The following is an 18,776-nucleotide window of genomic DNA, read 5'->3' as shown; positions in this document are numbered from 1 at the left end:
AGCTTGTGCAGTGATGGCCGTGAGCCCGCAATGACAATGACTTCAGAACGCTCCGCAGTGCCCGTCGAACCGATCGCCGAGCCCCGCAAGAGCCGTAAAAACAACCCGGAAAAGACCCGCGAGAACATCCTTCAAGAGGCGATTGTCGAATTCGTCCAACAGGGGCTTTCCGGTGCTCGCGTCGATGCAATCGCCGAGCGTATCCACACCTCCAAACGCATGATCTATTACTACTTCGGCAGTAAGGAACAGCTCTATGTCGAGGTGCTGGAAAAGCTCTACGGCGACATTCGCAACACGGAAAACCGCTTGCACCTGACCGAGCTGGCGCCGGTGGAGGCGATTCGGCGTCTGGTGGAATTCACCTTCGATCACCATGATCACAACGTCGATTTCGTGCGCATCGTCAGCATCGAGAACATTCACAACGCCGAATACGTGAAGCGCTCCGATGCGATCAAGGCGATGAACAATACGATCCTCGATGCACTGGGCGAGATTCTGCGTCGTGGTGCCGAAGAGGGGCTGTTCCGCGCAGGGCTTGTGCCGCTGGATGTGCATCTGCTGATCAGTTCGTTCTGCTTTTATCGCGTGTCGAACCGTCATACCTTCGGTGAGATCTTCCAGATCGACTTGCCGGACGAAGCCATCAAGCAGCGCCATCGGGCGATGATTTGCGAGTCGGTGTTGCGTTACTTGCAGGCCTGATATCAGGTGAGGGGCTTTCGCCTCACTGCAGCCCCTCACCGCATCCCCTCAGTCGTTCATGCTCTGAAAGTGCGCGAGCATTCGCTGCGCATCCGGCACCACGCCGCTGAACAATTCAAACGCCTTCACCGCCTGAAACACCGCCATGTTGCCGCCATCCAGCGTGCGGCAACCGAGCGCGCGGGCGTTGCGCAGCAGTTCGGTTTCCAGCGGGAAGTAAACGATCTCCGCCACCCACAAGGCTGCGCGAAGCAACTCGACCGGCACCGGCATGCCCGGCAGTTTTTTCATGCCCATGGGCGTGGTGTTCACCAACCCGTCCGCTTGGGCCATTGTGCTTTGCAGATCATGCCCGGCCACTGCACGGCCAACACCGAAATGTTGATTGAGATTGTCTGCCAACGCCTGCGCGCGGCTGATCTCCACGTCAAAAATGCTCAGCAGTTGTACGCCTTCGCTCAACAGCGCGTGGGCCACTGCCGCGCCTGCGCCGCCGGCTCCCATTTGCACGACGCGCGCTCGGGCAGCGTCCTTCAAGCCACGGCGAAACCCTTCGGCAAAACCCAGGCAGTCGGTGTTATGGCCGATGCGTTTACCGTCCTTCAACACCACCGTGTTCACCGCGCCGATGCCGCGGGCTTCCGGCGACAGTTCGTCGAGCAGCGGGATGATCGCCTGCTTGCACGGGAAGGTGATGTTCAGCCCGGTGAAGTTCATTCGTTCGGCGGCCATCAGCAAGTCGGGCAGGGCGCTGCTGTCGAGCTTCAGCTGATCCAGGTCGATCAGGCGATAGAGGTAGCGCATGCCCTGCGCTTCGCCTTCATGCTCGTGCAGCGCCGGTGTGCGGGAGGCTTGAATTCCGGCGCCGATCAGCCCGGCCAATACGCTGTGGTGCTGAGTCATCGTGTTCACCCCTTCAATTTCAGACTGAAATGTTCCAGCGCCAGGCGATAACCATGGCTGCCGAAACCAGCCAGCACGGCAGTGGCGATGGCCGAGACAAACGAGTGATGCCGGAAAGGCTCGCGAGCATGGACGTTCGACAGGTGGACTTCGATCACGGGCAGTTCGCTGGCGACGAGGGCGTCACGAATCGCCACCGAGGTGTGAGTCCATGCGGCGGGGTTAATCACAATCCCTGCGCAGCGACCGCGAGCGGCGTGAATCCAGTCGAGCAATTCGCCTTCGTGGTTGGTCTGGCGAAACTCCACGGCCAGGCCGAATTCTTCAGCGGCACGTGCGCACAGCGCCGAGATGTCTGCCAGGGTTTCGTGGCCGTAAGTCGCCGGTTCGCGGGTGCCGAGCAGGTTCAGGTTCGGGCCGTTGAGCACCAGAACGATAGGGGGCATCGAGGGTCTCTCCACTTATTATTTTTGGAATCGGCTGTAGGTTTCAGCCTGTGGAGATAAATTGTACTAGCTGGTTAGTTTGGTCAATTGAAGAGACGTCCCGAAGGGGATTTGTGTGCGGTGATCGGACGGCTTCGCTGTTTAGCGAGGCAGGTGCTCAACCAGAAAGTCGATAAAAGCGCGCAACCTCAGGGGCACATGGCGGCTTTGCGGATACAGCAACGTGAACGGTCGCGAGCGGCCGCTGTAAGGCTTCAACACTTCTACCAGCGAGCCATTGGCCAATTCGTTTTCGACGATAAACCGATACGTCTGAAACAGCCCCGCCCCGTGTTTTGCCAAGGTCACGCCACCGAGCACATCGTCAGAGCAACTGAAACTACCCTCGGCGAGAATCTCCCGCGGTGCGCCATTGTCATTGAACAGCCAGGCGATCCGCCGGCCGCTGCTGGGCAGTTCGTACTGGATGCATTCGTGTTGTGCGAGATCGTCGAGTGTTTGCGGAGTGCCTGCACGCGTGAGGTAATCAGGACTGGCAATCATCACCAGCGCGGCGTCCTCCAGATGTCGGGCGATCAGACCTGAGTCCGGAATGGCCCGCACGCGAATCGCCATGTCATAGCCTTCGCCGACGAAATCGATGTTGCGATTGCTGATATGCGACTCGACCTTCACGTCAGGAAAGCGCGCCCGAAACGTCGGCAGCAACGGCAAGATCCGGTGGTGTGCATAAGTCGTGGGAATGCTGATGCGCAAGGTGCCGGACGGTTGCTGCTGCTGGCCCATGACCTCGCGCTGAGCCTCGACCAGCTGCGCCAGTGCCTGACGACACTCTTCGTAGTAACGGCGCCCGCTGTCGGTCAACTTGACGCTGCGGGTGGTGCGCGCAAACAGCCGCACGCCCAGGCGCTCTTCCATGCGAGATACCGAGCGGCTGACCGCGGCTGGCGTCACGCCCGCCACCAGTGCGGCGGCCGTAAAGCTGCCGGCCTCGGCGGCGAGGCAAAACAACTCGATACTGCCCAGCTGAAGATCATCAAAGACACGCTGCATGATTGATTACACCGGGGATCAAATGAGGGACGCAATGGCGTCACTGTAGATGAAATCACCGTGGCAGTGCTTTACTGGCGCGGCGTCTTTTTTCATAACCGGACAGGAGCAGCATCATGCCTTTCGTCAGCGTGCGTATTACCCGTGACGGTGTTACCCGAGAGCAGAAAGCCCAGGTCATCGCCGAAATCACCGAGACGTTGCAACGTGTCCTCGGCAAACCTCCAGAGTTGACCCACATAGTGATCGAGGAAGTGGACAAGGATAACTGGGGACATGCGGGCCTGACCGTTACCGAGCACCTGAAGTCCGCAGACTGATGGATTACGGATCAAGACAGCCGCCCTCGTGGCGGCTTTTTTGTGGGCGCAGTGAAAGGATTGCTTACTATTTTGGCGCCGTCATGGGCGAGTCAAAAAACGTTCAAGCGCTAGGCTGAAACCCAGTCGATCATCAAACAGATCAGCCGCCAATTATCGGGTTCTTCAAGGAATGGAGAATCTTTGCACTCTATAACCTAACGGATGGGTTAGCATGAACGTATGTCGCTACAAGGGCTTTTCATTGGTCATCATGTTGCTCGATGAACATTGCCCACCGCATGTCCATGTCGATACACAGGCGTGGAGCGCACGCTTCAAGTTCAGTTTCTGGCACAACGGCGTGGAGCTCTGGGATGTCGTTCCTCATTCACAGCGCCCCCCTTCAGCTGTACTCGAGGGATTGCGCCAGGCGCTGCGGCAACCGGCGCATTTACGGCGAGCACGCGGCATCTGGTGGAGCAAATTGCGCACCGCCTGTCTCGATAATCAGTTGTGGGATTGGGAGGGCAATGAAGTGGTCGTGATGAAACGAATCGCCAGCACCACTTATTTGATTGGCTCGGCCAGTTACGAGCCCGACGTAAACAAAACGCTGTTGTCCCTGACGGGGGCTGCCGAGGGAGTGGAAATCGAATTATGAAAACCATACAAGCGAGCATTCAGGCGGATCGCCCCGTCACCGAAGAAACGCTGGAACAGGCCATTCAGCGAGGCGAGTTGAGCCGTCGCAGCGGTTTGAATGCGAGAGCCGTGGCGTGGACCGGGCATTGCCTGGTCATCAGCTTCGAGGACGGCAGTGGCGTGCTCCTGCCGGCGAAAAATTACCCGGAGTTTGATGGCTTTGACGATGAGGATTTCGCCGACTTGAAAGTGGGCTTTTCGGGAACCGCGCTCTGCCATGAAGGCAGTGATTTGCAGGTGTCTATCGCCGGTTTGATTTCCGCGAGCAAGCCATTGATGGACATGGCCTCATCCGTTATCGCCTCGCGCAATGGGCGTCAGAGCAGCGTCGCCAAGGCCGAGGCTGCGCGGGCCAATGGCAAAAAGGGCGGGCGCCCGCGCAAGGTCGACACGGCACTTTGATTCGCCCACAAAAAAGCCGTCGTCATGACGGCTCGTTTGTATTGGCACCAGCCATCAACGACGGGTCAACAACACCCCGGATTCCATGTGATGCGTCCACGGGAACTGGTCAAACATCGCGCACTGAGTGATGCGATGTGTGTCGTGCAACTGGGCGATGTTCGCCGCCAGCGTTTCCGGGTTGCAGGAAATGTAGAGGATGTTGTCGAAGCGGCGGGTCAGCTCGCAGGTGTCCGGGTCCATGCCGGCGCGGGGCGGGTCGACGAACACGCTACCGAACTCGTAGCTCTTGAGGTCGATGCCGTGCAGACGACGGAACGGGCGGACTTCGTTCAGCGCTTCGGTCAGCTCTTCGGCGGACAGGCGCACCAGGGTGACATTATCTACGGCGTTTTCGCTGAGGTTGCTCAGCGCTGCGTTGACCGAGGTCTTGCTGATTTCGGTGGCCAGCACTTTGCGTACGCGAGTCCCGAGCGGCAGGGTGAAGTTGCCGTTGCCGCAGTACAGCTCGAGCAAATCGTCCGGGCGATCACCCAGGGCGTCGTAAGCCCAGTTCAGCATCTTCTGGTTCACGGTGCCGTTGGGCTGGGTGAACGCGCCTTCCGGCTGGCGATAGCTGAAGGTGCGACCGCCGACTTCAAGCTGCTCGACCACGTAATCGTGACCGATCACTTCGCGTTTGCCTTTCGAGCGCCCGATGATGCTGACGTTCAGGTCGGCAGCCAGTTTCGACGCGGCTGCATGCCAGTGTTCGTCCAGCGGGCGGTGATAGCACAGGGTAATCATCGCATCGCCGGCCAGGGTGGTCAGGAACTCCACTTGGAACAATTTGTGGCTCAAGGCGGCACTGGCTTTCCATGCCGCCTTGAGCTGCGGCATCAGTTCATTGATGCGCAGGCTGGCAATCGGAAATTCTTCGATCAGGATCGGCGTGCGTTTGTCTTCCTGGGAAAACATCGCGTAGTGCCGCTCCCCGCCTTCACGCCACAGGCGGAATTCGGCGCGCAGGCGGAAGTTCTTCAGCGGAGAGTCGAACACCGCCGGTTCTGGCGCATCGAACGGGGCCAGCAGGTCACGCAGGCGCGTGACCTTTTCTTCGAGCTGAACGGCGTAGGCCTGGGAATCAAAAGTCATGCGTTGAACCAACCCAACTTGATCACGAACAGGATCGACAGAATCACCAGCGCCGGATTCAGCTCACGGCCACGACCGGACATCAGCTTGATGGCGGTCCAGGAAATGAAACCGAAGGCGATGCCATTGGCGATCGAATAAGTGAACGGCATCGCCAGCGCGGTGATCACCACCGGTGCGGCGACGGTGATGTCGTCCCAGTCTATTTCGGCCAGGCCGGAGGTCATCAGTACGGCGACGAACAGCAGGGCCGGTGCCGTGGCAAATGCAGGAACGCTAGCCGCCAGTGGCGAGAAGAACAGCGCCAGCAGGAACAGGATCGCCACCACGACGGCGGTCAGGCCGGTGCGGCCGCCCGCACTCACGCCAGCTGCGGATTCGATGTAGCTGGTGGTGGTCGAGGTGCCCAGCAGCGAACCGGCCATGGCCGCGGTGCTGTCGGCGATCAGGGCGCGGCCCATTTTCGGCATGTGGCCGTCCTTGCCCATCAGGCCGGCGCGCTTGGCGACGCCGATCAGGGTGCCGGAGTTGTCGAACAGGTCGACAAACAGGAAGGCGAAAATCACGCTGACCAGACCGATGTCCAGGGCGCCTTTGATATCCAGTTGCATGAAGGTCGGGGCCAGCGATGGTGGCATCGACATCACGCCGCCGAACGGGGTGAAGCCCATCACGATGGAAATGATGGTCACCACCAGAATGCCGATCAGCACGGCACCGCGTACGGCCAGGGCTTCAAGGGCGACGATCAGGGCAAAACCCAGGGTCGCGAGGATCGGGGCCGGTTGTTTCAGGTCACCTAGGCCGACCATGGTCGCCGGGTTGCTGACCACGATACCGGCGTTGTGCAGGGCGATCAGCGCCAGGAACAGGCCGATACCGGCGGCAATCGCCGAGCGCAGCGGCAGCGGGATGCTGTTGATGATCCATTCACGGATGCGGAAGATCGACAGCAGGAAGAAGCACACTGCCGAGATAAACACCGCACCCAGCGCCACTTGCCAGGTGTGGCCCATGTGCAGGACCACGGTGTAGGTGAAGAAGGCGTTCAAGCCCATGCCCGGCGCGAGCGCAATCGGGTAGTTGGCGATCAGGCCCATGATCGTGGAGCCAATTGCCGCGGCCAGACAGGTGGCGACGAACACCGCGCCCTTGTCCATGCCGGTCTCGCCGAGGATGCTCGGGTTGACGAACAGAATGTAGGCCATGGCCAAGAAAGTCGTGACGCCCGCCAGAATCTCGGTCCGCACGTTGGTGTTGTGTGCCTTGAGTTGAAACAGCCTTTCCAGCATGTCTGCTCCCCGTGGCGCGCCCGGCGCCGTGAATGTATCGACCTCAACAGCAAAGCACAGACCGCTGAACGCGCCTGGGAAATTACTGTGGGCCGGAAAAAGCCGCGCATCATACCAGCAGCGTGGGGTTATGGCTGCTTATGGCTGCGATCGTCGTCGATGTTTTGCCGTCAAGCGAAGTGAGCCATACTGCGCGCTGGTTTTGGGGGTAGTTATGTATTGCATGAAAACGCGTGGGATCGCTGCTATTGGCGTCGTGGTTGCCTTGCTGTTGGGCGCGCAGAACGCCTCGGCGGCCATGGCGCCAGCGTTGAGCCAGCTGAAAGTGCTCAAGGTCGAATCGCCCGGTTGCGGTTTTGAAGACATCGCCGAGGGGCAGGACCAGACGCGCTGCGACCACAGCGGACCGCACATCAAGGTCTACGTGCTGGAGGTCGGCTATGGCCGTCAGGCGTATGTCGCATTGGACGGGTTCGAAGTGAACGGCACCCGCACGCCGGTTTGTGCATTTGATACCGGTAATCTGACGGAGTGTACCGTCGGGAGAAAAACCGTCGGCTATCTGTATGTCCTGGACCTGGACGGCAAGCAGAGCGGCAACTTCACCTTCAGCGACACCTCGATCAACCCGCCGGGCAACACGATGTCGACGCAGCTCTATATCAAATAACGGCAGCAAGTAACGGCTGCGCTCGAACAAGCGTCAGGAAAGCTGACTACGCTTTAAAGATCATCCTGTGGACTGCGCCCATGACCTTTAGAGCTTTGATTACCCTCGCCGAGGGCATCGATGACCTGCAAACAGTGACCCTGGTCGATGTGTTGCGCCGCGCCAACGTTGAAGTGGTGGTGGCCAGCATCGAGGGGCGGCGCATGCTCACCTGCGCCCGTGGCACCCGGCTCACGGCCGATGCCATGCTCGTTGATTTGCTGGCCCAGCCGTTCGACCTGATCGCCTTGCCGGGCGGCGCAGTCGGCGCGCAACACCTGGCGGCCCATCAGCCCCTGCAACAACTCATGAAGGATCAAGCCGCCGCCGGACGCTTGTTCGCGGGCATCGCCGAAGCGCCGGCGGTTGCGCTGCAACAGTTTGGTCTGTTGCGTCAGCGGCGCATGACGTGCCTGCCCTCGGCCAGTCATCAGCTGTTGGGCTGCAACTTTGTCGACCAACCAGTGGTGGTCGACGGCAACTGCGTGACCGCCCAGGGTTCCGGGGCGGCTTTGGCATTTGCCCTGACACTGGTGGAACAACTCTGCGGCAAAGCCACGCGCCTGGCGGTGGCGGGGGAGTTGCTGGCTTAAAAGCCGGTCAGACCTTCACTTCCTCCACCGGCACATGCATGCGGTCGCGATTGGCCAACGTCGGGAACAGCTTCACCCAGGCCCCGGTGACCACCAGCGTGCCGATCCCGCCCATGACCACCGCCGGCACGGTGCCGAACCAGTGGGCGGTCAGGCCGGATTCGAATTCGCCCAACTGGTTTGAAGCGCCGATGAACAGGCCATTCACGGCGCTGACCCGGCCGCGCATTTCGTCCGGGGTTTCCAGTTGTACGAACGAGGCGCGGATCACCATGCTGATCATGTCGGCCGCGCCCAGTACCACCAACACCGCCAGCGAGAACCAGAACGAGGTCGACAGCCCGAACGCGATTGTGGCGACGCCGAACACACCGACGGCGGTGAACATCACCCGTCCGACGTTGCGTTCAACCGCGAACCGCGCCAGGAACAGCGACATCAACAGCGCGCCGACGGCCGGCGCAGAACGCAGCAGGCCCAGCCCCCACGGGCCGGTCAGCAGGATGTCTTTGGCAAACACCGGCAGCAGCGCCGTCGCGCCACCGAGCAAGACCGCAAACAGGTCCAGCGAGATCGCCCCGAGAATGTCCGGGCGACTGCGAATGAAGCGAATGCCCGCCAGCAGCGAATCCAGCGTTGCCTTGCCCTTGTTCAGCGGCGTCTGCCGGGCCGGCAGGTTGAGCATCAACCCGCAGGCAATGATGTAGAGGATCACGGTCGGGCCATACACCCAGACGCTGCCGAAGGCGTAGAGCAAACCGCCGAGCGCCGGGGCGACGATGGTGGCTGACTGCTGCGCCGATTGGGCGGCGGCCACCGCGCGGGGAAACAGCGCACTGGGCACGATGCTCGGCAGCAGGGCCTGAGTGGTGGGCATTTCGAAGGAGCGCGCGGCGCCGAGCAGGAACGCGAGGATGAAGATCATTTCCCGCGTGACGTGATCGGTGGCACTGCCAATGGCCAGTGACAGGGCGATCAACGCTTGCAGCGACTGGCAGATCGCCGCGACCTTGCGCCGGTCATAACGGTCCGCGACGTGCCCGGTGTGCAGCATGAACAGCACGCGCGGGGCAAATTCCACCAATCCCACCAGGCCCAGATCGAGCACGTTGCCGGTCAGCTGGTACAGGTTCCAGCCAATGGCCACGGTGAGCATCTGAAAACCACTGGCGGTGAACACCCGAGCCAGCCAGAACGCGATGAAAGGACGGTGATGACGTAACAGCAAGGGCTCTTGGCTGGGCATCTGCGGGGAAATCTGGGAGAGGGAAGGGCGAGGTTATCACCAACCTGTAACCAGAAGTTGCAGGCACCGAAAATATACTTAGCTAGACACCGATCGCAAAAACACCCAATTCCCCCTGTAGGAATGAGCCTGCTCGCGATGGCGTGGTATCAATCGATACCCCTGTGTCTGACACACCGCTTCGCGAGCAGGCTCGCTCCCACAGGGGAAATGTTGCGACGCATGTCAAAGGCCATGAGGCAACTTGTCACGCGGCAAAAGACCACGCGGTTCATCCCCGGAAATGGGACTACTCTTTCAACGTTGATTGATCCAGATCAAAACCCCCAAGGAATTGATCCGGCGGCCACCAGGCCAGACTCCCTGCGTTGTGAGGCTTTCAATAAAAAGAACGAATTCGAATTCGCCGCACTCCATACCCGTGGGGGCCGTTGGGTGCAGGCTTCCAGCCAGCAGCCGTATTACCTGACAGAGGAAGACTTATGTTCGGTTTAGAGGCACTTGATCTCGCCCGAATGCAGTTCGCGTTTACCATCTCTTTTCACATTCTGTTCCCGGCCATCACCATTGGCCTGGCGAGTTACCTGGCGGTACTCGAAGGTCTGTGGCTGAAAACCCATAACGACACCTACCGCGACCTGTATCACTTCTGGTCGAAGATCTTTGCCGTCAACTTCGGCATGGGGGTGGTCTCCGGGTTGGTGATGGCATATCAGTTCGGCACCAACTGGAGCCGTTTTTCGGACTTCGCCGGATCGGTGACGGGGCCGTTGCTGACCTACGAGGTGCTGACCGCGTTCTTCCTCGAAGCCGGTTTCCTTGGCGTCATGCTGTTTGGCTGGAACAAGGTCGGGCGCAAGCTGCACTTCTTCGCCACAGTCATGGTGGCCATCGGCACGCTGATCTCGACCTTCTGGATCCTGGCGTCCAACAGCTGGATGCAAACGCCCCAGGGTTTCGAAATCGTTAACGGTCAGGTGATTCCCACCGACTGGCTGGCGGTGATCTTCAACCCTTCATTCCCGTACCGCCTGATGCATATGGCGACGGCGGCGTTCGTCGCCACCGCGTTCTTCGTCGGCTCTTCGGCGGCCTGGCACTTGCTGCGCGGCAAGGACAACCCGGCGATCCGCACCATGCTGTCGATGGCCATGTGGATGGCCTTGATCGTAGCGCCGATTCAAGCCGTCATCGGTGACTTCCACGGCCTCAACACGCTCAAGCATCAGCCGGCGAAAATTGCCGCGATCGAAGGGCACTGGGAAAACATCGGCGACGAACCGACCCCGTTGATCCTGTTCGGCTGGCCGGACATGAAAGCCGAGAAGACCAGATTTGCCGTCGAGATTCCGTATCTGGGCAGCCTGATTCTCACCCACTCGCTGGACAAGCAAGTCCCGGCGCTCAAGGAATTCCCGCCTGAAGACCGGCCCAATTCGACCATCGTGTTCTGGTCCTTCCGGATCATGGTCGGCCTGGGTTTCCTGATGATCTTCACCGGGTTGTGGAGCCTGTGGCTGCGCAAGCGCGACAAGCTCTATACCTCGCGACCGTTCCTTTACCTGGCGTTGTGGATGGGGCCGTCGGGCCTGATCGCGATCCTCGCGGGTTGGTTTACCACCGAAATCGGCCGTCAGCCGTGGGTGGTCTATGGACTGATGCGCACGGCGGATGCTTCCTCCAACCATAGTTTCATGCAGATGAGCATCACGTTGATTCTGTTTGTGGTGGTGTATTTCGCGCTATTCGGTGCGGGTCTGGGCTACATGATGCGCCTGGTGCGCAAAGGGCCGAAGATCGACGAAGGCAAGGAAACCAACGATGGTGGGCCTGGCAAGAAACGCACACCGGCCCGTCCGCTGTCCGCCGCTGACGATGATGGCGCCGACAGTGACCACAGCCTGACCAAGGAGATTTGAGTCATGGGTATTGATCTTCCGCTGATCTGGGCCGTGATCATCATCTTCGGCATCATGATGTACGTGGTCATGGACGGCTTCGACCTGGGGATCGGGATTCTCTTCCCGTTCATCCCGGGCAAGACCGACCGTGATGTGATGATGAACACCGTCGCCCCGGTCTGGGACGGTAACGAAACCTGGCTGGTACTGGGCGGCGCTGCGTTGTTTGGCGCCTTCCCGCTGGCCTATTCGGTGGTGCTTTCGGCGTTGTACCTGCCGCTGATCCTGATGCTGATCGGGCTGATCTTCCGCGGCGTGGCTTTTGAGTTTCGCTTCAAGGCCCGCGACGACAAGCGCCACCTCTGGGACAAGGCATTTATCGGCGGCTCCGTCACCGCGACCTTCTTCCAGGGCGTGGCGTTGGGTGCCTTCATTGATGGATTGCCGGTGGTCAATCGACAGTTTGCCGGTGGTTCGCTGGACTGGCTGACCCCATTCACCCTGTTCTGCGGTGTGGCGCTGGTGGTGGCTTATGCGCTGCTGGGTTGCACGTGGCTGATCATGAAGACCGAGGGCAAGCTACAAGAGCAGATGCACGACTTGGCACGGCCGCTGGCCTTCGTGGTGTTGGCGGTGATCGGTATCGTCAGTATCTGGACGCCTTTGGCCCACGCTGAAATCGCTGCCCGCTGGTTCACCCTGCCCAATCTGTTCTGGTTCATGCCGGTGCCGATTCTGGTGCTGGTGACCATGTATGGCTTGATCCGCGCCGTCGCTCGCAATGCGCACTACACGCCGTTCCTGTTGACGCTGGTGCTGATCTTCCTCGGCTACAGCGGTTTGGGCATCAGCCTGTGGCCGAACATCGTGCCACCGTCGATCTCGATCTGGGACGCCGCCGCACCTCCGCAAAGCCAGGGCTTCATGCTGGTGGGCACGTTATTCATCATCCCGTTCATCCTGGGCTACACCTTCTGGAGCTACTACGTGTTCCGCGGCAAGGTCACCCACGAAGACGGTTATCACTGACACTGTGGGAGCGAGCGTGCTTGCGATGGCGTCCTGACAGGCGCCATCGATCTACCTGAGGATTGATGCAATGACCGGTAAACATTCCCTGCACGACATTGAAGAAGCCGAAAAAAAACCGCTGTTGCAGCGGCTTGGATGGCTGGCCCTGATCTGGGCCGGTAGCGTCGGCGCCCTGTTTATCGTGGCCAGCCTGATGCGCATGTTCATGAATGCGGCAGGCCTGACCACACACTGAAGATCTCATCCCGTTGCCTTGGAGGCACGGATTCACAACCCTCCCGCGCGGAGGGTTTTTTTTGCCCCGGTTTATTTGCGGGCTTTGAGAATTACGAATTTTGGCGTGGCGGCCACTTGTTCGACGCCGCGGAACAGCCGGGCGAGCTTGCTGTGGTAACCCAGGTGACGGTTGCCAACGATATACAGCGCGCCACCCACCACCAGCGCTTCCCGGGCCTGCTGGAACATGCGCCAGGCGAGAAAGTCGCCGACGACTTGTTGTTGATGGAACGGTGGATTGCACAACACCACGTCCAGGGATTGAGCTTCCTGCCCGGCCAGACCGTCGCCGGCCCGCACAATCACCGCTCTGTCACCCAGCGCAGCGCGCCAGTTTTCGGCGGCTGATTGCACTGCCATGAACGACTCGTCCACCAGCGTGTACTGCGCCTCGGGGTTTTGCAGCGCACTGGCGATGGCCAACACACCGTTACCGCAACCGAGGTCGGCCACTCGCGCAGTACCGAGGTTCTTTGGCAGGTGCGGCAGAAAGGCCCGGGTGCCGATGTCCAGTCCTTCGCGGCAGAACACGTTGGCGTGGTTCAGCAGTTCAATGGCTGGTTCATCCAGCTGATAGCGCGAAGGGTAGGGGGACACGACCGGGGCTTTTGCTTCTGGTGTGGCGATCAATAGCCGGGCCTTTTTCACCGCCAGGGAAGCTTGTACCGGGCCGATATAGCGTTCCAGCAGATCACCGGCAGCACGTGGCAGGTGCTTGATCATCGCCGTCGCAATCACCTGCGCGCCCGGCGCCAGTTGGCCCTGCAGGCGAATCAGTTGTTCTTCCAGCAACGCCAGGGTTTTCGGCACGCGGATCAACACCCGGTCGAACGGACCACTGAACGCTTCGCTGGCCGGCACGCTCGGCACGGCGTCAAACGCCTGGCCGTTACGAATCAGATTTTTTTCCAGTCCCTGAAAGGCCAGGAACGAGTCGCCACTGCTGATCACCCGGACCTTGCCCGCGAGGCTGGCGGCCAACGCACCAAAACTGTCGTTCAACACCAGTACCCGAGTCTCGGCCGAGGGCTGTTGTTCGGCCAAGTGGTTGAGCAGGTATTCGTCGGCGGCATCGAACGCTTGCAGCGGTTCGTTCTGCTGTTCTGGCTGGCGGATCAGGTCGAGTTGGGCGAAGGGTGTTTCGAGCAGGGGCATGAGGCGGGGCTCTGGGTAGTCAACGGGTGTGGTGTCCCGCGGCCGGAGGCGTTGTAGCGGACGGGACCGGCCGAGTGCACTGCGTCGTGAAGTTATAGACGACATCACTCAGGGGGCCGCAAATGGTACGTTTTTTTCGGCTTGATTACCCGTGGGTTTTCTTCGTACTGAATGGATTCAGATAACGCCAACCCTCACAGCCTTTATTACTGCAGCGATTTTGTTGTTCACACCAAATTTCTGGATTGCGCTGTGCACATGAAAATTGATGGTGCGTTCACTGATGCTGAGGATTCTTGAGCATTCGTAGGCGGTTTTGCCGTCGGCCGACAATTTCAGGATTTCGATTTCACGTGTCGACAATTGGGGTGTGCAGGCAGACGGCAGGCGATGATTCAGTTTTTTAGCCACGAGCCCATTCAAATGGCGGTTGATTAGAATGGCGTAGCCCAGATGTCCATACCATTCATCGGCAGTGATCGGGTTGTTGCTTCTGGCCAGGCTAAACATGCTGCGCAGACCACTGCCGTCATGAATCGATTGTGACCAACCAAACTGCAAGCCTTGTTTTTTTTGCGCCTGTCTCAGCTGCGGGGCCTTTGAGAAGACCTTATCTTCCCAAAGAATCGGCATTTCTGATTGATTACAATGAGCCAGTATTGGGTCTATGTCGCCGAAATGGTCATGTTCATATGTCGAATTCCAATCGACTGGGTAGTTGTTAAAACTTACGTTGTCGTGATGAGGCATAAACGCGGGAGATGTAATTGAAAAAGCACAGAAATTGAAGCCGAGTCTTTGGGCCAGCAAGAGTGAAATCTCATAGGCGGGCTTAATCTCCTTGGTTTCAAATATCTGTCTTAACTGTGACTCCTTCCACATATTCATTGCAGTAGCTCCATGCGGATATCTTGGGGGTGCAAATTGGATCCGAGATCCAGCACGCCCCGAGTGTAGGAGTAATCCTACAAATACGCTGCAATTTTTTTGCTCTTGAAAATTATCTAAAGTGCATATCTGGTTCTTAGCTTTTCAGGTTCACAAAATTACTTCATATGGCGTATGTCATTCTACTTATTACGTTGTTGTACAACTTTGATTCGGGTGATCGACAATACAAAAGTAACTGTACAACTAATACCAAACTAGCATTGGATCTCATTTCCAAAGACACTACAGATCACGGGTGTTTACATCGCCTGGTTTGCGCGACACTGGTGATATCAGTTCAATGGAGCGTGCCATGACCGCCAGTGCCGAAAAATACACTCGCCAGACCTTGCTCGACGTCCAGCCGTTGACCCCAAACCTGTTTACGCTGCGAGCCACAAGAGATCCGGGCTTTCGCTTCAGGGCCGGTCAGTTCGCCCGGCTAGGGGTCACCAAAACCGATGGCAGTACGGTCTGGCGTGCCTATTCAATGGTGTCGTCACCCCATGACGAATTTCTCGAGTTCTTCTCTATCGTGGTGCCGGGCGGTGAGTTCACCAGCGAGCTGAGTCGACTGGAGGTCGGTGATACCTTGCTGGTCGACCGCCAAGCCTTTGGTTATTTGACCCCGGACCGCTTCGTCGATGGGCGTGACCTCTGGTTGTTATCCACAGGCACCGGCGTTGCCCCGTTCCTGTCGATCCTGCAGGACTTCGAAGTGTGGGAGAAATTCGAACGCATCATCCTCGTCTACAGTGTGCGCGAAGCCCGGGAACTGGCGTATCAGGCGCTGATTGCGGGGTTGGCAGGGCGCGATTATCTGGCCGAAAACGCCCACAAATTGCAGTTCATCGCCACCGTTACTCGCGAACAACATCCTGGTGCGCTGAATGGAAGAATCACCACGCTGATCGAAAATGGCGAACTGGAGCGTGCAGCGGGCGTGGCGCTGACACCCGAGCATTCGCGGGTCATGCTCTGCGGTAACCCGCAGATGATCGATGACACGCGCAAACTGCTCAAGCAGCGCGACATGCACCTGAGCCTCAGCCGCCGTCCAGGCCAGGTGGCTGTGGAAAACTTCTGGTAAAAAAACGGCGCCTCAAGGGCGCCGTTTCTGTGTTCAACCAGCCTTCAGGGCCGATCGTTCTGGGCCTTGAGCAGATCGCGGATCTCGCTCAACAACTCTTCTTCCTTGGTCGGAACCGGCGGCAGCGTCGGGGCCGCAGCCTCTTCGCGCTTCAGTTGGTTGATCGCCTTGATCCCCATGAAAATCGCGAACGCGACAATGACGAAGTCAATCATGCTCTGGATGAATTTGCCGTAGGCCAGCACCACGGCCGGGGCATTGCCTTCGGCAGCCTTGAGCGTAATGGCCAGGTCACTGAAGTCCACCCCGCCGATCAGCAAGCCAATGGGCGGCATGACCACGTCGCCGACAAACGACGTCACGATCTTGCCGAAGGCGGCGCCGATGATAATACCGACGGCCATGTCGATCACATTACCTTTGACCGCGAAGGCCTTGAACTCACTTATCACGCCCATAGGTTATTTCCTTGTTACAGATGAGGTTGGTGGAGGCAGTGTAATTCAGCAAAACAGCTCCTGCTTGAAACACCTCATTACAATGCTCGTGACTATCGACCTGTCTGCCGGCAATTAGTTTGCAAAGTGCCAGCAATCGCGCGCGAAATACGCGCTAACCGACTGATTAGCGACATAAATATCCAAATCATCATGTTGCGTTTTTTCTATTTAAGTTTTGCCGGTTCGGCCTCTAGCCTCGGTTCAGCGCACTGGGAGTGCGCCTTGAAAACAGAGGAACCTGATATGACTTCTACCCTTGGCCTTGGGGCCTTTGCCCATTGGCGTACGCTCGGCGTTTTAACCGCCAGCCTGCTGTCCTTCTCCGTCCATGCTGCCAACCTGACCCGTGATAACGGTGCTGCCGTGGGCGATAACCAGAACTCACAAACGGCCGGTGCTACAGGCCCGGTGCTGTTGCAGGACGTGCAACTGATCCAGAAGCTGCAGCGCTTTGACCGGGAGCGCATTCCTGAACGTGTGGTGCATGCTCGTGGCACTGGCGCCCACGGCACTTTCACCGTGACCAATGACCTGAGCGACCTGACCAAGGCGAAAGTGTTTGCTGACGGTCAGAGCACACCGGTGTTCGTGCGTTTCTCCGCCGTCGTTCATGGCAACCATTCGCCGGAAACCCTGCGCGATCCTCGTGGTTTCGCCACCAAGTTCTACACCGCCGACGGCAACTGGGACCTGGTGGGAAACAATTTCCCGACCTTTTTCATCCGTGATGCGATCAAGTTTCCAGACATGGTTCACGCGTTTAAACCAGACCCGCGCACCAACCTCGACGATGATTCGCGGCGATTTGATTTCTTCTCCCATGTCCCTGAAGCCACTCGCACCCTGACCGAGTTGTATTCCAATGCTGGCACGCCAGCCAGTTATCGGGAAATGGACGGAAACGGTGTACACGCCTACAAGTTAGTTAACGCCAAAGGCGATGTACATTATGTGAAGTTTCACTGGAAAAGTTTGCAGGGGATTAATAATCTCGATCCCGAGTCGGTATCAAAAGTTCAAGGAAAAGATTACAGCCACATGACCAATGATTTGGTCGCTCATATTAACAAGGGTGACTTCCCGAAATGGGACTTGTACGTCCAGGTTGTAAAATCTCAAGACTTGTACAAATTTGATTTCGATCCATTGGATGCGACGAAGATCTGGCCTGGAGTTCCTGAACGAAAAGTTGGACAAATGATCCTGGATCGTAATCCTTCGAATGTCTTCCAGGAAACCGAACAAGTGGCGATGGCTCCGGCCAATCTGGTTCCCGGTATCGAGCCTTCGGAAGATCGCCTATTGCAAGGGCGAGTGTTCTCCTATGCCGATACTCAACTCTATCGCCTGGGTGCCAACGCACAGCAATTGCCGATCAATGCGCCAAAAGTTGCCGTGAACAACGGTAATCAGGACGGCGCGATGAACATTGGCCACAGCACCACAGGCGTGAACTATCAGCCGAGCCGTCTGATGCCTCGCGAGGAACCACAGAGTGCGCGTTACAGCCAATCGGCGCTGACGGGCAGCACCCAGCAGGCGAAAATCCAGCGCGAGCAAAACTTCAAGCAGGCCGGTGATCTGTATCGCTCCTTCAGTAAAAAAGAGCGAAACGACCTGATCGAGAGTTTTGGCGGTTCGCTCGCGACAACCGATGACGAGAGCAAGCACATCATTCTGTCGTTCCTGTACAAGGCCGACCCGGAGTACGGGACAGGCGTGACCAAGGTGGCCAAGGGTGACCTGAGCCGGGTCAAGGCGCTGGCGGCCAACCTGGTCGACTGACCGCGTTTGCCTGAAATGCGGGACCTCCGTTGAGGTCCCGTCCAGCCAAGGAGTTTGCGATGCGTATTTATCTGTTTGTGTGGCTGGCGTTGCTCACGACCAGTGCCTTTTCCACCACCCGCGACGACTCGGCGGCGCTGTCTGCTCAACTGCAGGATTACTACTTCGACGCCGCCCGCCGTGGCGATGTGCCCATGCTCGACACGTTCATTGAGGCTGGCTACTCACTCGGCACCCGCGACAATAAGGGCTACACCGCGCTGATCCTGGCGGCCTATCACGGCCAGACCGCTGCAGTGGACCGGTTGCTCGCCGCCGGCGCGGATGCCTGTGCTCAGGACCAGCGAGGCAACACGGCATTGATGGGGGCGATTTTCAAAGGGGAAGTGCAGATTGCCCGGACCTTGCTGTTAGCCAATTGCAGCCCCGACCAACGCAACGGCGCGGGGCAAACGGCTGCGATGTACGCCGGATTGTTCAAGCGTGCCGAACTGCTTGACGCACTCAAGGCCAAAGGCGCGGACCTGGACGCCGAGGATCCGTTGGGCAACAGCGCCGCGCGTCTGGCCAACGGTGAAATCCGTACCGCCGCGCCGCGCTGATTGACGTCAGCTGAG

General features: G+C 58.7%; 21 protein-coding genes. 12 read left to right on the top strand and 9 right to left on the bottom strand.

Annotated features, from left to right (window positions below; translation table 11 throughout):
• Nucleotides 1–30: 30 nt before the first annotated feature.
• Entirely contained in the window at nucleotides 31–708 is a 678-nt protein-coding gene (locus tag ACWKV5_RS22275) for a TetR/AcrR family transcriptional regulator (protein WP_483843003.1), read from the top strand.
• Between the two features lie 48 nt (nucleotides 709–756).
• Here ACWKV5_RS22275 and ACWKV5_RS22270 read toward each other — a convergent pair whose 3' ends face one another.
• The 3 genes from ACWKV5_RS22270 to ACWKV5_RS22260 all read right to left on the bottom strand — a co-directional run bounded on the left by ACWKV5_RS22270 (nucleotide 757) and on the right by ACWKV5_RS22260 (nucleotide 3,110).
• Nucleotides 757–1,611: a shikimate dehydrogenase gene (locus tag ACWKV5_RS22270; protein ID WP_483843002.1), complete on the bottom strand. Its 855-nt coding sequence runs from the start codon at nucleotides 1,609–1,611 to the stop codon at nucleotides 757–759.
• A 5-nt stretch (nucleotides 1,612–1,616) separates the two neighbouring features.
• The gene (aroQ, locus tag ACWKV5_RS22265) at nucleotides 1,617–2,057 is read right to left on the bottom strand and encodes a type II 3-dehydroquinate dehydratase (RefSeq protein WP_483843001.1); all 441 of its coding nucleotides are present in this window, start codon (nucleotides 2,055–2,057) and stop codon (nucleotides 1,617–1,619) included.
• A 141-nt stretch (nucleotides 2,058–2,198) separates the two neighbouring features.
• Nucleotides 2,199–3,110, bottom strand: a complete 912-nt coding sequence (locus ACWKV5_RS22260) for a LysR family transcriptional regulator (protein ID WP_483843000.1) — start codon at nucleotides 3,108–3,110, stop codon at nucleotides 2,199–2,201.
• A 116-nt stretch (nucleotides 3,111–3,226) separates the two neighbouring features.
• Between ACWKV5_RS22260 and ACWKV5_RS22255 the strand changes: the two genes are divergently transcribed.
• The 3 genes from ACWKV5_RS22255 (at nucleotide 3,227) to ACWKV5_RS22245 (ending at nucleotide 4,516) form a co-directional block, all read left to right on the top strand.
• Nucleotides 3,227–3,430: a tautomerase family protein gene (locus ACWKV5_RS22255; protein ID WP_123433476.1), complete on the top strand. Its 204-nt coding sequence runs from the start codon at nucleotides 3,227–3,229 to the stop codon at nucleotides 3,428–3,430.
• Between the two features lie 214 nt (nucleotides 3,431–3,644).
• The gene (locus tag ACWKV5_RS22250; protein WP_483842999.1) at nucleotides 3,645–4,073 is read left to right on the top strand and encodes a DUF4160 domain-containing protein; all 429 of its coding nucleotides are present in this window, start codon (nucleotides 3,645–3,647) and stop codon (nucleotides 4,071–4,073) included.
• On the top strand, nucleotides 4,070–4,516 hold the full coding sequence (locus ACWKV5_RS22245) for a DUF2442 domain-containing protein (protein WP_483842998.1): 447 nt from the start codon (nucleotides 4,070–4,072) through the stop codon (nucleotides 4,514–4,516). Before ACWKV5_RS22250 ends, ACWKV5_RS22245 begins: the two co-directional genes overlap by 4 nt.
• Before the next feature lie 54 nt (nucleotides 4,517–4,570).
• Here ACWKV5_RS22245 and trmA read toward each other — a convergent pair whose 3' ends face one another.
• Together trmA and ACWKV5_RS22235 are read right to left on the bottom strand one after the other, a co-directional pair.
• Nucleotides 4,571–5,650, bottom strand: coding sequence for a tRNA (uridine(54)-C5)-methyltransferase TrmA (gene trmA, locus ACWKV5_RS22240; RefSeq protein WP_483842997.1), 1,080 nt, complete (start codon nucleotides 5,648–5,650; stop codon nucleotides 4,571–4,573).
• Entirely contained in the window at nucleotides 5,647–6,942 is a 1,296-nt protein-coding gene (locus tag ACWKV5_RS22235; RefSeq protein ID WP_483842996.1) for an NCS2 family permease, read from the bottom strand. Before ACWKV5_RS22235 ends, trmA begins: the two co-directional genes overlap by 4 nt.
• A gap of 223 nt (nucleotides 6,943–7,165) precedes the next feature.
• On the opposite strand from ACWKV5_RS22235, the gene ACWKV5_RS22230 reads away from it, so the two are divergent.
• Both ACWKV5_RS22230 and ACWKV5_RS22225 read left to right on the top strand, forming a co-directional pair.
• Nucleotides 7,166–7,612 carry a DUF4879 domain-containing protein gene (locus ACWKV5_RS22230; protein ID WP_483842995.1) on the top strand — a complete coding sequence of 149 codons (447 nt, stop codon included), beginning with the start codon at nucleotides 7,166–7,168 and terminating at the stop codon, nucleotides 7,610–7,612.
• An 80-nt stretch (nucleotides 7,613–7,692) separates the two neighbouring features.
• Nucleotides 7,693–8,244 carry a DJ-1 family glyoxalase III gene (locus tag ACWKV5_RS22225; protein WP_483842994.1) on the top strand — a complete coding sequence of 184 codons (552 nt, stop codon included), beginning with the start codon at nucleotides 7,693–7,695 and terminating at the stop codon, nucleotides 8,242–8,244.
• Nucleotides 8,245–8,251: 7 nt separating this feature from the next.
• Here ACWKV5_RS22225 and ACWKV5_RS22220 read toward each other — a convergent pair whose 3' ends face one another.
• On the bottom strand, nucleotides 8,252–9,490 hold the full coding sequence (locus ACWKV5_RS22220) for an MFS transporter (RefSeq protein WP_123433484.1): 1,239 nt from the start codon (nucleotides 9,488–9,490) through the stop codon (nucleotides 8,252–8,254).
• A gap of 482 nt (nucleotides 9,491–9,972) precedes the next feature.
• On the opposite strand from ACWKV5_RS22220, the gene ACWKV5_RS22215 reads away from it, so the two are divergent.
• The 3 genes from ACWKV5_RS22215 (at nucleotide 9,973) to ACWKV5_RS22205 (ending at nucleotide 12,658) form a co-directional block, all read left to right on the top strand.
• Entirely contained in the window at nucleotides 9,973–11,409 is a 1,437-nt protein-coding gene (locus ACWKV5_RS22215) for a cytochrome ubiquinol oxidase subunit I (protein ID WP_483842993.1), read from the top strand.
• A gap of 3 nt (nucleotides 11,410–11,412) precedes the next feature.
• On the top strand, nucleotides 11,413–12,420 hold the full coding sequence (gene cydB, locus ACWKV5_RS22210; RefSeq protein WP_109786316.1) for a cytochrome d ubiquinol oxidase subunit II: 1,008 nt from the start codon (nucleotides 11,413–11,415) through the stop codon (nucleotides 12,418–12,420).
• A gap of 70 nt (nucleotides 12,421–12,490) precedes the next feature.
• Nucleotides 12,491–12,658, top strand: a complete 168-nt coding sequence (locus ACWKV5_RS22205; RefSeq protein ID WP_123433487.1) for a DUF2474 domain-containing protein — start codon at nucleotides 12,491–12,493, stop codon at nucleotides 12,656–12,658.
• 71 nt (nucleotides 12,659–12,729) lie between these two features.
• On the opposite strand, the gene ACWKV5_RS22200 is transcribed toward ACWKV5_RS22205, so the two are convergent.
• The gene (locus tag ACWKV5_RS22200) at nucleotides 12,730–13,854 is read right to left on the bottom strand and encodes a methyltransferase (RefSeq protein ID WP_483842992.1); all 1,125 of its coding nucleotides are present in this window, start codon (nucleotides 13,852–13,854) and stop codon (nucleotides 12,730–12,732) included.
• Nucleotides 13,855–14,031: 177 nt separating this feature from the next.
• On the bottom strand, nucleotides 14,032–14,742 hold the full coding sequence (locus ACWKV5_RS22195) for an autoinducer binding domain-containing protein (RefSeq protein ID WP_483842991.1): 711 nt from the start codon (nucleotides 14,740–14,742) through the stop codon (nucleotides 14,032–14,034).
• Between the two features lie 355 nt (nucleotides 14,743–15,097).
• Between ACWKV5_RS22195 and ACWKV5_RS22190 the strand changes: the two genes are divergently transcribed.
• Nucleotides 15,098–15,874: a ferredoxin--NADP reductase gene (locus tag ACWKV5_RS22190; RefSeq protein WP_483842990.1), complete on the top strand. Its 777-nt coding sequence runs from the start codon at nucleotides 15,098–15,100 to the stop codon at nucleotides 15,872–15,874.
• Between the two features lie 44 nt (nucleotides 15,875–15,918).
• On the opposite strand, the gene mscL is transcribed toward ACWKV5_RS22190, so the two are convergent.
• Nucleotides 15,919–16,332: a large-conductance mechanosensitive channel protein MscL gene (mscL, locus tag ACWKV5_RS22185; protein ID WP_483842989.1), complete on the bottom strand. Its 414-nt coding sequence runs from the start codon at nucleotides 16,330–16,332 to the stop codon at nucleotides 15,919–15,921.
• A 285-nt stretch (nucleotides 16,333–16,617) separates the two neighbouring features.
• Here mscL and katB point away from each other — a divergent pair, with 285 nt between their 5' ends.
• Nucleotides 16,618–18,159 carry a catalase KatB gene (katB, locus tag ACWKV5_RS22180; protein WP_483843067.1) on the top strand — a complete coding sequence of 514 codons (1,542 nt, stop codon included), beginning with the start codon at nucleotides 16,618–16,620 and terminating at the stop codon, nucleotides 18,157–18,159.
• 59 nt (nucleotides 18,160–18,218) lie between these two features.
• Nucleotides 18,219–18,761 (top strand): ankyrin repeat domain-containing protein, encoded by a 543-nt coding sequence (locus ACWKV5_RS22175; RefSeq protein ID WP_483842988.1) that lies wholly within the window; start codon nucleotides 18,219–18,221, stop codon nucleotides 18,759–18,761.
• Nucleotides 18,762–18,776 lie beyond the last annotated feature (15 nt).

This window comes from Pseudomonas oplopanacis (genome assembly GCF_057128725.1).
The sequence above is the reverse complement of the archived record's forward strand: the minus strand, read 5'-3'. Positions and strand labels throughout refer to the sequence as shown.

Coding starts and splice junctions, on each gene's coding strand:
- ACWKV5_RS22275 (WP_483843003.1), top strand. CDS start 31: ATGACAATGACTTCAGAACGCTCCGCAGTGCCCGTCGAACCGATCGCC.
- ACWKV5_RS22270 (WP_483843002.1), bottom strand. CDS start 1,611: ATGACTCAGCACCACAGCGTATTGGCCGGGCTGATCGGCGCCGGAATT.
- aroQ (WP_483843001.1), bottom strand. CDS start 2,057: ATGCCCCCTATCGTTCTGGTGCTCAACGGCCCGAACCTGAACCTGCTC.
- ACWKV5_RS22260 (WP_483843000.1), bottom strand. CDS start 3,110: ATGCAGCGTGTCTTTGATGATCTTCAGCTGGGCAGTATCGAGTTGTTT.
- ACWKV5_RS22255 (WP_123433476.1), top strand. CDS start 3,227: ATGCCTTTCGTCAGCGTGCGTATTACCCGTGACGGTGTTACCCGAGAG.
- ACWKV5_RS22250 (WP_483842999.1), top strand. CDS start 3,645: ATGAACGTATGTCGCTACAAGGGCTTTTCATTGGTCATCATGTTGCTC.
- ACWKV5_RS22245 (WP_483842998.1), top strand. CDS start 4,070: ATGAAAACCATACAAGCGAGCATTCAGGCGGATCGCCCCGTCACCGAA.
- trmA (WP_483842997.1), bottom strand. CDS start 5,650: ATGACTTTTGATTCCCAGGCCTACGCCGTTCAGCTCGAAGAAAAGGTC.
- ACWKV5_RS22235 (WP_483842996.1), bottom strand. CDS start 6,942: ATGCTGGAAAGGCTGTTTCAACTCAAGGCACACAACACCAACGTGCGG.
- ACWKV5_RS22230 (WP_483842995.1), top strand. CDS start 7,166: ATGAAAACGCGTGGGATCGCTGCTATTGGCGTCGTGGTTGCCTTGCTG.
- ACWKV5_RS22225 (WP_483842994.1), top strand. CDS start 7,693: ATGACCTTTAGAGCTTTGATTACCCTCGCCGAGGGCATCGATGACCTG.
- ACWKV5_RS22220 (WP_123433484.1), bottom strand. CDS start 9,490: ATGCCCAGCCAAGAGCCCTTGCTGTTACGTCATCACCGTCCTTTCATC.
- ACWKV5_RS22215 (WP_483842993.1), top strand. CDS start 9,973: ATGTTCGGTTTAGAGGCACTTGATCTCGCCCGAATGCAGTTCGCGTTT.
- cydB (WP_109786316.1), top strand. CDS start 11,413: ATGGGTATTGATCTTCCGCTGATCTGGGCCGTGATCATCATCTTCGGC.
- ACWKV5_RS22205 (WP_123433487.1), top strand. CDS start 12,491: ATGACCGGTAAACATTCCCTGCACGACATTGAAGAAGCCGAAAAAAAA.
- ACWKV5_RS22200 (WP_483842992.1), bottom strand. CDS start 13,854: ATGCCCCTGCTCGAAACACCCTTCGCCCAACTCGACCTGATCCGCCAG.
- ACWKV5_RS22195 (WP_483842991.1), bottom strand. CDS start 14,742: ATGAATATGTGGAAGGAGTCACAGTTAAGACAGATATTTGAAACCAAG.
- ACWKV5_RS22190 (WP_483842990.1), top strand. CDS start 15,098: ATGACCGCCAGTGCCGAAAAATACACTCGCCAGACCTTGCTCGACGTC.
- mscL (WP_483842989.1), bottom strand. CDS start 16,332: ATGGGCGTGATAAGTGAGTTCAAGGCCTTCGCGGTCAAAGGTAATGTG.
- katB (WP_483843067.1), top strand. CDS start 16,618: ATGACTTCTACCCTTGGCCTTGGGGCCTTTGCCCATTGGCGTACGCTC.
- ACWKV5_RS22175 (WP_483842988.1), top strand. CDS start 18,219: ATGCGTATTTATCTGTTTGTGTGGCTGGCGTTGCTCACGACCAGTGCC.